Source organism: Flectobacillus sp., assembly GCF_049240685.1.
Taxonomy (GTDB): domain Bacteria; phylum Bacteroidota; class Bacteroidia; order Cytophagales; family Spirosomataceae; genus Flectobacillus.
Genome location: NZ_JBMLSD010000128.1, coordinates 1 through 15,561 on the forward strand (window position 1 = coordinate 1; position 15,561 = coordinate 15,561).

Here is a 15,561-nt window from a genome sequence, read left to right on the forward strand (position 1 = left end):
TTCAAACTTATCACTTGATAAAAAGCTTGATTTAATTGGCGGGTTTGTCCGTTTACTTTTGTCTTCAAACGATCATCATCATTGATTAAATACAGCGTTGATTTATCTACGATTGTCACATCCTCAGCTTTGGTAGTGAGTTTTAGAGGCTCGCCATTGGTTGATTTTACAATCGAAATCTTATTACTTCTCAAGTCATTGAGTGAGGCTGTCCAAAGATAGGCACCTACATTTTCTGGTGTTTCATAAGAGGTCAAAATCACAAAGCGTTTGTTGAAACGATCGTATTCAATACTCGAAAGTCCCAATTTCACATCGCCTACAATTTGTTTATCAGGCTGAAAATCAGCAATTACCTTCATCGCGCCAGACAGAGCAACCACACCATCTTTGAAGGTATATGGCACTTCGATTACTTTTATGACATAAATTGGATTTTGAAAACTTTCACCAATCTCTCTTACACCTAGATACAAGTGAGTGTTGGTAGCAGCAAAACCCTCGATTTTGAAATATGGGACGCCTTCTGGAAATTTTTCGTTGGCCAATACCTTCGAAATTTGCTTTCTCAAACCCACAGAGCTTGTAGCTTTTCCTTCTTCTGAAAGTACTTTTGGCGATTCGTCCTGCCCTTTTTCCCAATATAAAATCGTATTAAAACCATCCCATTCTGGGCTATTATCTTTTACCCTGTCAAAACCCGTAGATAAAAATATCAAGCTCTGATTTGGGGTAATGGCAAAGTCTTCGTACTTCTTGGCAGCCTTGAATATTGGATTTTTGAGATAAACAATTTTAGAAGTATCGGTTGTGATTGTGTTGCTAGTGATAGCAAAAACAGAAGTACGACCATCTGGCATATCTTTGTCATTGGCAATCAGAATTTTGGAACCATCATACACAATCGCAGAAGTTTCACAAGTAGCTTTACTATTTACCAATTCAGGTTGAAAGCAAGAAATACAATTTTGTTCCTTAATCTCGGCCACCTCAACTACTTTACTTGTTCGACATTGAACAAATAGAAAGGCAGAAATACTACAAATAAGCAAAGATTTTTTCGTCATGTGATTCATCATTGGGGTTCTTAATTGATGCAGTTTGAAATATGTAATCAACAAAAATAGTGGGTTTATTCAATTTTGAAGTATTGAATCGAAAATAACTTGTCGATTGAAGGATTCTGACGAAGAGTGAATAAATTCTGTTTTTCCTCATTTACCTTTCTGCAATAGCGTAACAATTTCTTCTATACGCTTCTGACGAGTTTCAGGTCGCTTGGCTGATAACATTTTAAAAAGCATTTCTTTTTTAGCCGATTTACTAAGCCCTTCAAATTTTTCTAATAAACCCTCCACTGATTGGAGACTCTCCTTTAAATCTGATGGAATTACCAGTGCTTCAACTTCATCTAACATCGTCCAAGAACCATTTTCCTTTGCAATCCTAATCGACTCTATTCCCGCAGGTGCCATCAATTTTGCCTCTATCAATTTTTCAATTTTATCTTTGTTAATTTTCGACCAAGTACTTTTTGCCTTTCGTTTGCTAAAAAATTGAATAGATTGTACGGCATCCACTGACACTTTTTTACTATCTATCCAACCAAAACATAGCGCCATATCTACTGCTTCTGACCAAGTAATAGTAGGTTCTCCAGAAGATTTTTTATAAAATACTACCCAGATAGAATCATGAGATTGATGATGCTTTTCAAGCCAATCTCGCCATGCTGCTATATTTTGAGGGTAAAAAGTTTCTATTTCTTGCATAGTGTCAAGTGATTTATTTATACGACTGTCACAAAGCTACACCAGCAATATGACAGCCGTATGTCAGCAGGAAATTATAAAGCTGATTGATTTTTTGTCTTCACATAATTCATCCAAACAATAGCCCCAAGCATTGTCAAAATTCCCAGAAACTGAATTTTACTCAGTGATTCACCAAGTACCCAATGCGCACAAATAACTGCAATCGGTAACTCGATTGTCATCAAAATAGAACTGATACCAGCCCCAATTTTAGGAATACTTTTCACAAACAAAACCGTTGGGATTGTCGTACCTAGAACACTCAAAAACAAAATCATATACCCATAATTCACATCAAAATGCTGACTCGTTATAATAGTTTTGGCATTAACAGTAAAAATACAAATCGCCGAACCCGTCATAATCAAGGTACTTTTTACTTGCCATGCCGTTTCATTTTTGATACGACTGTTGGCAACGATATAACTCGCATAAGTAAATGAGGTTGCGAGTGCAAAGGCAATGCCAGTCCATGAAAAAGACTGAATTTCTTGTTCGAAAATACCACTTGCGAGTACCGTTCCAATCAAAATTAATAGTACAGTCAGAAGCTCTATTTTGCGTGGTTGAACTCGATAAAACAGCCAATCTAACAGCAGGCTTATCCATGTAAATTGCATTAAAATTACAATGGCCAGTGAAGCTGGAATATAGCTTACCGATTGATAATACAAAAAATTAGACATCCCAATAGCCGCACCTGTGAGAAGTAATGAGATGCTGCCCTTTTTATCCAAAAAGAAAGACTCTTTATCCTTTATCAATAAAATGCTTGAGGCCAGTACCACGGCCGAACCAAGGGCCTGACCAAAAGATAATTCGGCGGCATTGTATCCATAAGTATAAAATAATTTGACAAAAGACGACATCATGCCGTAGAGTACTCCGCCAAGAAGTACCATCAAAATATACGGTAAGTTTTTCATTAAAAGGTTGTTATAAAGTTTTCAGTAAAACCAAATTGATATAAATGGCAAAACAACCTTATTTGTGAATGGATATAAAAAACAGCTCTCACAAATTTTGTGAGAGTAAATCGACATCCAGTTGTTTAGCCGATCAGGCAACTGGTGGAGGTGTATTGGCAGAGAATAATAAGTTCATTTCGATAATTTTTAATTACCCAAAAATAAAGATATTTTTGAGCAATCATACAATTTTCCTCTTAATTAAATCCTATTTAAAATGAAAGCAGATCGTTTTTTTGAAAAAGACCAAAAATGGCAGTTGGAAATGGAAACACTCCGAGAAATTGTTTTGGAGTGCGACTTAGAGGAAGAAATCAAATGGATGCATCCTTGTTATACGTATCAAAGCAACAATATCGTCTTGATTCACAGCTTTAAGAATTACTGTGCTTTGTTATTTTTCAAAGGTGTTTTGATGAAAGACCCAGCTAAACTGTTGATTCAACAAACCGAAAATGTTCAAGATAGGCGCCAACTCAGATTTGTCCATCTGGAAGAAATCACTCAAAATCGGCAATTGATTAAAGCATATATTTTGGAGGCAATTGAAATAGAAAAAGCAGGCTTGAAAGTGGAATACAAACCTACTTCAGAATTTACAATGCCAGCAGAGTTTAAAGAGTTACTCGACAATGATGAGACCATCAAAACAGCCTTTGAACAACTTACACCAGGTCGACAAAGAGGGTATTTATTGCACTTTTCCTCAGCCAAACAAGCCAAAACCCGCATTTCAAGAATTGAAAAATATCTTCCAAAAATCATGGAAGGTAAAGGAATGGAGGACTAATGGAGATAAAGCAATAATGTAAGCTCAAAGTTAGGCAAGTAATATGCGTAAAACTTTGAGCTTATTGACTTTTAACAAGTATTAATAGCGTTAATTAAGTTAGTCCGCAAAATAAAAATTAATTTTTGTGCTTTCGGCTTTCAGGTATGGGCATTCGGCAAAAACATATCTAGCGTTACTAAAAAACATGTTAACACTCTTTGCCTCGTGCCTATTGCCTAAACACATAACTTAAATCTAATTCAGCACAATTACTTATTTCTACTGTTTTTTGAAAAAATACTTTTGAGTTTCTCCCCCTTTCATCATTAGCCATTCATCCACGATAAATTCAAAAGATGAGAGCGAGCCATCAGTCTTGTTGAAAGTCGCCTCTAATTTTTGGCGGTTTTTAGGTTGAAAGGCCGCTAGTTTTTCTTCCAATCGAATTCTGCTTGAGTCTGTAGTGCTAAATCCTTCGTCGTCCCACGCTTTACGTGTGTTTGTCTCAAACATTTTTTTATACTCTTTCTCAGACACTTTCATTTCAAAACTTACTTTCAAGTCGTTCCCGATCATTTCAGGTTTTAAGCGTAAAGTCTTTGGTACCTCCGTTACTGCTCCTCCAGCACTTTTAAACTTTTCTGTTGTATCTACACTCTCACCCTTTTCATCACAAGGCAATAAAGAAAATGCAGCGAAAAATCGTTGAATTTCAGGAACAATGGCATCAAAAATATCTGAAAAGCTATTGCCTCTAGCCATATTGGACTTTAGCATATCCATACAAAATGGAGCACTTCCTTCTTTGATACTTTTTGCGTAAAAAGCCATGTACTTTTTTTGCAAATCCAGCTTATCTGCCAAGCCTTGATAAGTACCTTTTTGGTCAACACGAATAAAAATTGGAGTTTGCAATAAGAACTTTTTGTCAATAATTGGGCAACTTTCTTCGAGTGTATCCGTGGCAGCGGTGATATAGCTCAAGTATTTCCACTCTACAAGGAAGCCTGCGTTAGGTTTTGGAAATTCTTTGATTACTTTTATCTGAAATGTTTTAAGACTTTGCTCAAAATGGTCTTCACCGTAAATGCCTCCTATATTTTGTTGTTGTAGTTCATACTTGGATACATTATTGATTTTCCAAGGAGAAGCAATCGAAATTGTTTGGGTAAAACTATTGAACGAAGTAAAAGAAAACAATAGTAGAAATATTTTTTTAGGGGTATTCATTCTATGAAATTATTAAGCTTTAGTGTATAAATAAAATATTGATTGTAATGCAGTTACATTGACAGACAAAAAAGAGCAGCCTTTTCTTCTTCAACTAACTTTTGATATAAACTAAGTAGAGGTTCAAAAGACCCTTCATAGATTTGTTCGGAATCGGTGCCAAACTCCTCTAAAGTAGTTTTCACCTCTTCGTCCAATTTTTCATACCATTGCTCAAAGTCCTCAAGGGAATTGATGGATAAACTAAGTAACCAATTGGTTACTTCTTGAAGTTGTAGATGGTTCAAATAACCTACTACATTATAGCTTCCCACTTCAAATTCACCAGTACCTGAAATTCCCAATACGGATTTGAATCCGATAGATTCAATCTGTGAGAAAGGGTCAACGTCGTTGGTTAGTACCATAGCTAAATGCATGAATTCTTTTCCTAGATCGACTGCCTCATTTTCACTTGTTTCAATTTGTTCGAACAAATCGGTTTCTTCTACAATATTCTCAGAGTTTTTCACTCCAAAAACCATCATGGACATTCCCATTTTATGTGATTTTAGATTTATAAATATATGAACATGCTAATTTAGTTTTATATCTAAATTTATCACAATTAATTTTGATTAATATTCAAATAAAGTTAAGTTGGTTTAGTAGGTATTTGGACTTTGAAGGTAACACGCGAAGATATTAGTAGTTTTTGCATCCATCAAATAGATATTCTTGGATTTTTTAGTTTGTATTAATATCAGCTCATTCTGAACCAAACAAACTAAAATTTCAGTGCTTTCAGATAACGAAGGGAAATAGGTTAAATACGCTTGAGGCATTTTAAAGGGTTTTTGGTTCACGTTAAAGCTTAGCCTATCATCCACCATTTTGAGTTGTATGGGCTTGCCATATCGAGCCAGTAGTCGTTTACTTTCCAGAGAATCAGGATAAAAACCTAGATACGCATCTTTTTGATATCCAAAAAGTTTTATGAGAGCCTTTACAGTTAGATTATTGGGTATATTTTCCAGTAATTCAAATCCATCAAAAAAAACTCCAGAATTTCTTTTCCATACTCTATAGGTCGGATCCAAATTATAGAATTTTTGCTTTAAATTAAGCTTTTGGTTGAAGGTTGCATTTCCATTGAGGTAATCACGTGTAGCCCCAAGTACATGAAAAGTCGGAATTACAATCCATCCAGACAGAAAAAATAAATACCATTTCAACCATGATTTTTCTGAGAAAAGGTATACCAAAGCCGCTACCCACAACAGAAGCCCCAAAAGTATTCCAACACCGAAAATCCATAATATCCATGAGGAGAGTAAACCTCCGCAAAACACCTTCAGTGTGTAGTCTTTAGTATTGTCACTTTTCATCATAATAAGTATTTTTAGCTTAGAATTTTAACCAAATTAACATAACCTTGACTGTCAGCGTCATTTGTACAATACCTGCTTTATCTCTAAAAGTACTCCTTCATATTTTTGAAAAAGTTTAATAATAAGACCCGATTCGGCTAGTTTTTTCCCAGAATATATACCGAATTTCTTTCCTGAAATAGCATCGCTAATTTCATAGTTTTTTTCTGATGCCAAATAGTTGATGAATATTCTACGTTCAGATTCCTGACTTCCATGTCTAAACACACCAACGATTCCTCCTTCTTGCGTTTCGGTATTGATACGTTGAAATCCATCCCAATAGCCTTCTTTGGGCTCGCCGTATCCTTTCAAATCTTGTCTGAAGCTCATAAAATGATAGGTGTTTTCCATTTTTTGTAACCAGTCGGCATATTTACGATACTTTTTAAAATCCTCTTTGGACAACTCTCGTGGGTCTCCAAGCATAATAGGCAAAGCACCTGCCAATGACTGAATATGTGTTTCCCAACCCTTATCTTGCATAGCTGGATTTCCAATTACGAGTGCGGTAGCAGGCATAGCTGGCGACCTCCACCAAGCCATATTTCTAACTCTTAAATCAACATTTTCGTTGGGCAGACCTGCAAAGTTTGACAGCCAATTTCCTTCAGCATGTTTGAGCATGGCATAATCAATCAGTTGTAAACCTCCCATAGTTTCGAAAGTACAGTCGATAAATAAGCTGGGTTTGGCTTTGTGTAGCTCATCAAACAAGTTCCAAACAGCCTCATAATTTACGAAAAATGATTCCTCTCTGTCACGATGACTTGGATGATTTTGGGCAAAACATCCTGCATTTTGGCTTCCAAATTTATAAGGACTTGTCACTACAGTAAAATCTAGCTTCATGTATTCCAAGCCATAATCTAAAGCCATTTTCATCAAAACATCTTTGATATAGTCTTTCCAACCTGTACTAAAACAGGCTGTTACCATAGTCGAATCTTCCCAATGTAAGTTATAAGGTTGTTGATTTTTGTCTAACACAAACCATTCTGGATGCTGCTGATAAACCTTGCTTTCGGTTGAAGCACTTCCCACACTGACCCAAAGGCCTGGCTTCATTCCCAGCGATTTGATATAGTCAAAAAGTGGCTTTAATCCATTTGGAAATTTTACTTTATCGATCGTCCAATCTCCATAATTATCACTCCAACCATCATCGATAATAAACTCTTTCATGCCTGCCTCAGCCGCGCTTTTGGCTAGCTCCTTTATCAATTTTTCATTAATCGCCTTATTAAAAGGCTCCCAAGTATTATAAACAAAAGTAGGTTTTTGAACTAATTCCGAAAGACGAATCCCCAAATGTTTCCTTACAAAATCGGGCACTACAGTATTCAAGATTTCATCTGGGTCTTTTTGTTGGTTATATACCGCCGTGAATACTTGGGGAGAAACAAAACTTTCACCTGACTTGAGATATTTTCGGAAGGGATAACGTCCATCTCTATGTGTCAGCCCTGAACAAATCGTTCTGTCTTGCCAAAAAGCAGAGGTATGTTTTATAATTCCAGAAGCCTCGTTTCCGATGACTATTCCTTGTTGCCAATCACTGTTATGAATCGTCACGAGTGCATCTTGCATATCACCATTATAAGGTCCTAGTGAACGTCTACGCCCGTAATCGTGGCAAATCCAACTGTAGGTAGTGGCGTAATACGGTGTCACCGACAACTTTTCTACGTCAACAGATTCTAAGGTGAGTGTATTATTGGATAAATTTTTAACCGTAATGTTTTTACGAATAATGGGTAAGTTTGGATAAAGCAAATATTGCAAACCAACCTCTACAAGCTTGTCGGCACTAAGCAATTTGATGATCACACCACTGCCTTGTTTTGTATCAGAAACAGGGCTGATTTCGGACAAAGTCCATAAATCAGCACCAGTGTATCGCTTTTGATTCAATTCAAAACTAAATTCTGAATTGGTATTTTCAAAATAGTTATACTCTCCTTTGTTGGGTCGATACGAGGTAGTACCAATGGAGTTGGTTCCGTTGGGAAGCTGAATCGTCCGCGTAACAATTCCGTTATTCAAAACTAGCTCTGTTTGATTCCAATGAGCATAGGTAGTTTGCGAGAAAATTCTTTGAAAAATTGATACGCCTCCGAGTATTATGAAAAAAAGAAAAATATTTCTCTTTTTCCAACACAGAGGTTGAATACGGGTTTGAATAAAGACAGCGAACATTTGTGAATTTTTAAAGATAAAAATTGAGTGTAGAGTAAGTTAGTTAATCCTAGTGTTATTTCTATCATTGTTAAAGGGTTAGATATGCAATTGACCATATAACTTCTATTCACCTTCAGGATAGCGAACAAAAAATATCCGTTAAAAACATAAAAGAATTTAACGGATATTCAATTAAGCAGCAATATTAAAATTTGCACATAAAATATTAATTATCAATGCTTTACATTCATCACTCAAAACCTATCTACCACCCTATACCATAATCCTCGCCATGATTACTAGATCCGCCCCAGAAACTACCGTGTTTCCAATCGAAATAAATGGCATTGATAGGACCGCTGGTGCGTTCTTGATAATTGATTTTGTAGCCCATTCTACTCAAATCTTTGCGAGTCCAACTTGGCGTTGCTTCATTGAGCGTCAGACCGCCATTGATACGTTCGTGCTTTCCAAAACTAGAATACATTTGTAATGTTTTGAAACTTGGTGCTTCGCAAGCTTCCTGAACAGTCATATCAAATTCTGCCATATTCAAGAAAAATTGTAATAGTAATTGGTCTTGCTCATCGCCCGCTTGTTTTGCAAATGATAAATAAGGTTTTCCATCTTTCAATGCCATACTCGGCGTCAATGTGACACGTGGACGTTTGCCTGGCTCAACCACATTAAATGGGTTTTCCTTTGGGTCCAACACAAATGCCTGCATACGTTGACTCATGCCAACACCTGTATTACCAGCAATACACGCAGGAACCCATCCCCCACTCGGCGTCATCGAAATCACCCAACCTTCAGCATCGGCAGCCTCAACGGAAGTTGTTCCCGCCGTAAAATCCTCCTCGAATTGGGTATTATAAACGGCATTATTTTTAGGAGAAAATGTGCTCGCTCCCATCCAAGTCTTCAAAATATGCTGATAAGGGTTGATTTTTCCTTCAAATGGATATGGGTCACCCGGACCAATTTTAGGGTCATTAGCATCAGGATTGATAAGTTTACTGCGCTCTTTGGCATATTCTTTCGAAAGCAAACCTTTCATCGGTTCTTCAGGAGCAAAGGCTGGATCTCCATAGTAAAAATCACGGTCGGCAAATGCTAAATTCATGGCCTGATACAAGGTATGAATGTAGCGGGTAGAGTTATAGCCCATACTTTTCAAATCGAAATTTTCGAGGATATTTAAGGTTTGAAGCATGGCGGGTCCTTGTGTCCATTGTTGTAATTTATATACCTCAATTCCTCTGTATGTCGTCATCGTTGGTTCTTCGATTTTTACTTTCCAGTTGGCCAAATCTTGTTCAGTAATCAAGCCACCTTGTTCTTGACAACCTCTCACAAATTCTTTTGCAATTTCTCCTTTATAAAAAACATCATAAGCCGCATAAATGGCCTCTTTACGAGATTTCCCCTTGGCCAATGCTTGTTGTTCAGCTTTTACTAATTTTCTTAAAGTTTCTAACAAATCCTTTTGCACAAATATTTCACCAGCTTCAGGAGCTTCATATTTAGCGCCCAAATGTGGCAAGAATACCTTTTTTGAATAGGGCCATTGTTTGATTTGTTCCTTCGCTTTTTCGATTGAATTTGCCGTTTGTGCTTCTATCGGATACCCTTCTGCCATTTGCATCGCGGGTGCCAATACATCCTTAAGCGACATCGTACCATATTCTGCCAAAATGGTCATCAATCCTCCTGGTGTTCCTGGCGTAATAGCTGCCAAAGGGCCAAATTCAGGCGGATATTTCATGCCTTTATTTTTAAAAAAATCAGCCGTCGCTCCTGTAGGCGCTACCCCGAGGGCATTGATAGCAATCACTTTTTTGGTTTTAGGATTATAAATCAAAGCCTGTGTTTCGCCACCCCAACTTAGTACATCCCACATCGTACAAGTAGCAGCAAGCATGGCACAAGCGGCGTCTATGGCATTACCTCCTTTCGAAAAGGTCATGGCTCCTGCCGTAGCGGCCAGAGGTTTTCCTGTTACTGCCATCCAATGTTTTCCATGTAGTGGAGGCTTTTGCGTCAAAACTGGTAGATTATTAAAGGCTTGTCCGAAAGACTTGGTACAAAGCAACATAATGACGGTACTAATTCGTAAAATATTTTTCATGAAAAAAGTGTTTTGTTGATTGTCTATTAAAAATAATCGCAAAAGGAAAAGAAGCCAAACAAATTCACTTTTTTACGACGAGTAACAAACTTTAAGGGCCAAAGCATTGTAATAGGTTCACTCTTCAGAAAGTGATACATCTGTTTGTAAAGTGGTACTTTGTCACAAACGAATTTATTTTACTTTACCAGAAACAACTCAAAACATGTTACAGAAAAATTTATACTTCCTCTCGCTTTTCTTCATTAGCACATTTTCGCTTATGTCACAGACTCCCTTACCAGCAGTATCTTCTGGAAAAATTATGCGGATTGAAAATTTCTCTTCAAAGTTTGTTTCTCCTAGAAATATCGACATCTGGCTACCAAAAGGCTATAATAATCAAAAAAAGTACGCTGTTTTGTATATGCACGATGGACAAATGTTGTTTGACAGTACCATTACTTGGAACAAACAAGACTGGCAAGCAGATGAAGTAGCGACTAAGTTGATGAATTTAGGTAATACAAAAGAATTTATCATTGTAGGTATTTGGAATGGAGGGGCAACTCGCCATGCCGACTATTTCCCTCAAAAGCCGTATGAGTCTCTTAGCTCAAACCAAAAGGATTTTGTTACCGCAGAACTCAAAAAATTGGGTCGAACTGAGGAAAACTTCCAGCCTATTTCAGATAACTATTTACGATTTTTGGTAAAAGAACTAAAGCCTTATATAGACCAACATTTTTCTGTTTGGACAGACCCTGCCAATACATTCGTGGCAGGAAGTAGCATGGGTGGGTTGATTTCTATGTATGCGATTTGTGAATATCCTGAGATTTTTGGTGGAGCGGCTTGTTTGTCTACGCACTGGATTGGTATTTTTTCGGATACAAACAACCCGATACCCGAAGCATTTTTAAACTACATGGAAGCCCACCTCCCATCGCCTAAAACTCACAAAATCTATTTTGATTTCGGGACGGCAACCTTAGACGCATTTTATCCAAAGCACCAAGCAAAAGTGGATGAGTTGATGCTTAAAAAAGGTTTTAGCTCCAACAACTGGAAGACTCTCAAATTTGAAGGCGAAGACCACAGCGAAAAAGCATGGGCCAAAAGGCTTCATTTACCTTTTGAATTTTTATTAAAAAAGTAAAAGTGCAGAATTAGATTAAAGTTTTGTGTTCTAGTCATGAGGTAAAGAGTGATAAATTGTTTTTTTAACAAAGGATATATTTTCGCCAAATGCCCACAGCTGAAAGTCGTAAACAAAAGAAATTGGGAAAAAGCGTGTCTATGATTATCATCAACATCTTAACACCTTTTGCCATGTAAATATTGACTAGTGCCCAAACGAATAAATCAACTCTGATTTTGCCCACCTACCTAAATATTACTAATTTGAGGTTTCCTTTTACTAAAACCTGTAAATCATTCGATGCAAGACCAATATTTTACTGACCAAATTTTTGATAAAATAAATGAGCTAAGCAAAGGCGAGTACGAAAACTGTAGTTTTAGCCATTGTGATTTATCAAACAAAAACCTTTCTAGCTATAAATTTACGGACTGTCGTTTTTTGGCTTGCAATTTGAGTTTAGCTACCATCAATAATACTGCCTTTCAGGGAGTTATTTTTAAGGACTGTAAAACTTTGGGACTACGATTTGATACTTGTAATTCATTCGGATTTGAGGTTTCTTTTGAGAATTGTCAGTTAAACCATGCTTCCTTCTTCAAAACTAAACTCAAGAAAACGATTTTCAAAGACACACAATTACAAGGCGCCGACTTCGCCGAAACCGACTTGACTAGTGCTGTTTTTGAAAACTGTAATTTAGATCAAGCTATCTTTAACCGAACTATACTCGAAAAAGCCGACTTACGAACTTCTTATAATTTTGCTATTGATCCTGAGAGCAATCGAATGAAAAAGGCTAAGTTTTCAGTACTAGGACTTGCCGGACTTTTGCATAAATATGATTTACAAATTGAGGGATAAAAGAAGTGTAGAATGTAATTTTTTGATTATTCCCTAGTTCAAGCCTAAGTCTTTGACTCAATTTTTTAACAGTTTAGAACTGTGCGTCTTAAGCTTACCGCTCCTAGTGTAGGAATACAATTTTATTTTACGTTAATTTTTAAATTTAACCAAAATATAAGACAGCCCAAATTTTGAGAATAAGGTCATTCATTTATCGAGTATCAAAAAAGGCGTTCGAAATTAGATATTCGAACGCCTTTTTTGATACTAAAATTTATGATAAAAATAATTTTTAAATCACTGAATTGTCAAATTAAAATCTGTAGTTGACCGTAACAGCCAATTGACGTGGAGGAATCGGGTTGATACTATAACGATCGTGTACAATGTAATTCATCTCGTTGAATATGTTCGAAACTTTACCTAAAATTGACACTTTGTTGTAGGTGTATCCTACAGAGAAATCAACTGTTGCGAAACCAGATAAAGGAATCAAGGCATTGTAAGAACTCAAAGAGGCAGTAGTATTGTTCAAGCCACCATTCAAACCAACTACGTTGTTATTGCCTGCAAAGCGATTTCCAGTATAGAAGGCAGTCAAGCCTAACTTTACTCCTTTGAATACGGTATTATCAAACGTATAGAAAATCGAACCATTGGCTGTACTTCTAGGATTTCTGATGAGTTGCTCTCCTTCTACTTGTGAACCCACCGCACCTGTTGTGTTTGTATAGCGCATAAAGTTGTATCCATAACCCAACAAGAAATAGAAGTTTTTAGATAAAACAGCATTCACATCTACTTCAAAACCATCGCTTGTTGTTTCACCTGATAACTCTCTAATGTTTGTATTGGTATTCGGGTTTCCGTTTTTATCAAAGAGTGCAGTTTGTGCAAAATTGCTATTGATGATTTTATAAACACTCAAATTAGCAGATAGTTTACCGTCCAAAAACTCATTTTTTACCCCAATTTCGTAGTTATCGATAATCGAAGGCTTAAGATTGTCGCCATTGATATCAGTACCAGTGTTAATCGTAAAGCTATTGCTGTAAGATGTGTAAATTGAAGTAGTTTTTAATGGCTGGTAAATTAAGGCTAATTTTGGAGAAAAAGCACCATCCGATTTGTCAGCAGTTGCTCCACGACGCTCAGTGTTTTTCTCAAGATTCAAGATAGTAGACTGATAGGCAGTCTGATACGAATATCTCAAACCTGCTAATACCTTAAATTTAGGCGTAATCGTTAACAAATCCTGAACATATATCCCATAGCGATTTTGAGGAGTAGTTGTACGAGCTGTATCCGCAATCGTAGGAATGTCGGTGCGAGCTACATATTTCGAGAAATCGAAGATATTGATTTTGTCGTATGCCGTTCCTACTACACCTGCTGCCGAAGTAAATTTAAAACTATGACTCACATTCGAAATTCTTAAGAAATCAGCACCCGCCAATAACTGATGAGTCAAAGCGCCTGTCTTAAAACCTCCATTCAAGTTAACCTGAGCAGTATAATCTCTTTCATTGGTATGAACGGCACTCAATGTACGTGTATAGTCTCCATTGGTTGCAATGGCACTAGGAACCCCTGCGCCAAAACCCTTTACAACTGTGTTTTGAATCGAACCTATAGCAGTCAATTTCCAATTTGCATCAAATTTGTGGTTGATTGTCAAAAAGCTCGATGTTTGCTCGGTATTATTGTATGCCCAGCTAGTATTGATAAAACGATTGCGAGGAGCATCTGGCAACTCAGTAATGGTAATTCTACTATTTGGTGTACCTACACCAGCATCTGGAACAATATTACTTTTCAAATAATCTACCTGTAACAAAACATCTGTTTTATCATTGATTTTGTAAAGCAACGATGGGGTTACATAAGTTCTTTCGGTTTTTACAACATCACGATAGCTTTTTGCATTTTCGTAAGTTCCTACCACTCTAAAAGCAAGATTTTTACTAATCGGACCGTAAACATCAAGTGTTGGTTTGTATTGATTATAGCTTCCAAAAAGCATAGATGCCTGTCCACCCCAGTCGAAACGAGGTTTTTTTGTAACCATATTGATAATCAAACCACCCGAAACATTACCATACAATAGCGCAGAGCTACCTTTCATTACCTCAACCGATTCGAGCGTACTAGCATCTGGGAAACCCATCGTATTGCTGATAGTTCCATTTTTAAAAATACTGCCTCCTGCTCCCGCAACTCCTACACTATATCCACGTGAAGAGAAAGTTTCGGCAACACCACCACGCGTTTCAGTTAGCGATACCCCGCTCACGTTTTTTACCACGTCGCCAAGTCTAATGGCTTGCTGATCTGCAATTACTGTACTTGTTACTACTCCAGTACTTTGGGGTAAATCTAAAGGTCGGATATTAGCTTTTCCTAGCGATGGCGTACGATTAGCGACATAGCTCCCCGATACCACGATTTCTTTAATCATTTCAGAACTTTCGAGCAATTCGAGTGAAAGATTTAATGTTTTACCTTCCTCAATTACCACTTTTTGTTCCAAAGTTTTATAGCCCACAAAAGAAGCTACCAATGTATAATTACCACCTTTCAAATTGGAAATTTTAAATTTACCTTGTTCGTCTGAGGTCGTTCCTTTCTTACTCCCTTTTAATTGAACAGAAACAAATGCCGCTGGTTGACCATCATTATTGGATACTTTACCTGTAATCTGTCCAGTTTGAGCATAAATCATTTGCGTAAACAGACATAACATTAGTAAATAAACACTTTTCATATAACTCATTTCATTATTGATATTTAGACTTATTTTAAATAGATGCACAAATGTAGAGGGAGGAATACTATTATACAAGCTTTTATTTAGAATAAATTAAAATAAGATTAGAAATTGTATTTTAACAAGTTTATATTGTGAAAAGGATAGCAAAAAAGACTGTATTGAGGGGAAATAATAAATAGGCTTTAGGCTTTAGGCAATAGGCTTTAAGCTTTATGCTAAAGAAAAAGGTTTTTTTGTGAAATGATAAAGACCTTTTGACTGAGGCCTACGGCTTACAGCCTAGAGCAATCAGCAAAAAAACTATCTATCGTTATTAAAAA

The 15,561-nt window shown here is 36.7% G+C and carries 12 protein-coding genes; 3 read left to right on the plus strand and 9 right to left on the minus strand.

The features are described from left to right. The 3 genes from ACOVQ4_RS05905 to ACOVQ4_RS05915 form a co-directional block, all read right to left on the minus strand. On the minus strand, positions 1-1,067 hold a 1,067-nt coding region (locus ACOVQ4_RS05905), incomplete at its 3' end, for a hypothetical protein (RefSeq protein ID WP_421819726.1). A 147-nt stretch (positions 1,068-1,214) separates the two neighbouring features. Further along, positions 1,215-1,772: a YdeI/OmpD-associated family protein gene (locus ACOVQ4_RS05910; protein WP_421819727.1), complete on the minus strand. Its 558-nt coding sequence runs from the start codon at positions 1,770-1,772 to the stop codon at positions 1,215-1,217. A 74-nt stretch (positions 1,773-1,846) separates the two neighbouring features. Further along, the gene (locus tag ACOVQ4_RS05915; protein WP_421819728.1) at positions 1,847-2,740 is read right to left on the minus strand and encodes an EamA family transporter; all 894 of its coding nucleotides are present in this window, start codon (positions 2,738-2,740) and stop codon (positions 1,847-1,849) included. Between the two features lie 259 nt (positions 2,741-2,999). Here ACOVQ4_RS05915 and ACOVQ4_RS05920 point away from each other — a divergent pair, with 259 nt between their 5' ends. Next, complete coding sequence (locus ACOVQ4_RS05920; protein WP_421819729.1) at positions 3,000-3,572, plus strand: YdeI/OmpD-associated family protein; 573 nt, start codon at positions 3,000-3,002, stop codon at positions 3,570-3,572. Between the two features lie 261 nt (positions 3,573-3,833). On the opposite strand, the gene ACOVQ4_RS05925 is transcribed toward ACOVQ4_RS05920, so the two are convergent. The 5 genes from ACOVQ4_RS05925 to ACOVQ4_RS05945 form a co-directional block, all read right to left on the minus strand. Further along, positions 3,834-4,784, minus strand: coding sequence for a hypothetical protein (locus ACOVQ4_RS05925; protein ID WP_421819730.1), 951 nt, complete (start codon positions 4,782-4,784; stop codon positions 3,834-3,836). Between the two features lie 53 nt (positions 4,785-4,837). Continuing rightward, positions 4,838-5,311: a DUF1877 family protein gene (locus tag ACOVQ4_RS05930; protein ID WP_421819731.1), complete on the minus strand. Its 474-nt coding sequence runs from the start codon at positions 5,309-5,311 to the stop codon at positions 4,838-4,840. Between the two features lie 117 nt (positions 5,312-5,428). Beyond that, positions 5,429-6,154, minus strand: a complete 726-nt coding sequence (locus tag ACOVQ4_RS05935) for a hypothetical protein (protein ID WP_421819732.1) — start codon at positions 6,152-6,154, stop codon at positions 5,429-5,431. 57 nt (positions 6,155-6,211) lie between these two features. After that, the gene (locus ACOVQ4_RS05940) at positions 6,212-8,239 is read right to left on the minus strand and encodes a glycoside hydrolase family 36 protein (RefSeq protein ID WP_421819733.1); all 2,028 of its coding nucleotides are present in this window, start codon (positions 8,237-8,239) and stop codon (positions 6,212-6,214) included. Positions 8,240-8,639: 400 nt separating this feature from the next. Beyond that, on the minus strand, positions 8,640-10,472 hold the full coding sequence (locus tag ACOVQ4_RS05945) for a gamma-glutamyltransferase family protein (protein ID WP_421819737.1): 1,833 nt from the start codon (positions 10,470-10,472) through the stop codon (positions 8,640-8,642). A gap of 295 nt (positions 10,473-10,767) precedes the next feature. Between ACOVQ4_RS05945 and ACOVQ4_RS05950 the strand changes: the two genes are divergently transcribed. Both ACOVQ4_RS05950 and ACOVQ4_RS05955 read left to right on the plus strand, forming a co-directional pair. After that, a complete protein-coding gene (locus ACOVQ4_RS05950) occupies positions 10,768-11,643 on the plus strand; it encodes an alpha/beta hydrolase (protein ID WP_421819734.1) in 876 nt (291 codons plus the stop codon). Between the two features lie 282 nt (positions 11,644-11,925). Beyond that, positions 11,926-12,489: a pentapeptide repeat-containing protein gene (locus ACOVQ4_RS05955; protein ID WP_421819735.1), complete on the plus strand. Its 564-nt coding sequence runs from the start codon at positions 11,926-11,928 to the stop codon at positions 12,487-12,489. 295 nt (positions 12,490-12,784) lie between these two features. Here ACOVQ4_RS05955 and ACOVQ4_RS05960 read toward each other — a convergent pair whose 3' ends face one another. Next, positions 12,785-15,235 (minus strand): TonB-dependent siderophore receptor, encoded by a 2,451-nt coding sequence (locus tag ACOVQ4_RS05960; protein WP_421819736.1) that lies wholly within the window; start codon positions 15,233-15,235, stop codon positions 12,785-12,787. Positions 15,236-15,561: the final 326 nt, after the last annotated feature.